Origin of the sequence: Desemzia sp. FAM 23990 (assembly GCF_045528485.1) — a bacterium.
In the GTDB taxonomy this organism is placed as follows: domain Bacteria; phylum Bacillota; class Bacilli; order Lactobacillales; family Carnobacteriaceae; genus Desemzia.
Genome location: NZ_JBGQQW010000097.1, coordinates 1 through 255, shown reverse-complemented (window position 1 = coordinate 255; position 255 = coordinate 1). Strand labels below are relative to the sequence as shown.

The window sequence follows — 255 nt, the reverse complement described above, 5'->3', positions numbered from 1 at the left end:
TCATTCGGTGGACGGGATTCTCACCCGTCTTTCGCTACTCATACCGGCATTCTCACTTCTAAGCGCTCCACTAGTCCTCACGATCTAGCTTCAACGCCCTTAGAACGCTCTCCTACCATAGAACCTACTGGTTCTATCCACAGTTTCGGTGTTATGTTTAGCCCCGGTAAATTTTCGGCGCAGGGTCACTCGACTAGTGAGCTATTACGCACTCTTTAAATGATGGCTGCTTCTGAGCCAACATCCTAGTTGTCT

Annotated in this window: 1 rRNA gene; it reads right to left on the bottom strand. The window is 49.0% G+C overall.

The features are described 5' to 3' along the window. Window positions 1-255: ribosomal RNA gene (locus tag ACEN4I_RS13625) — 23S ribosomal RNA — on the bottom strand; the annotation flags it as partial.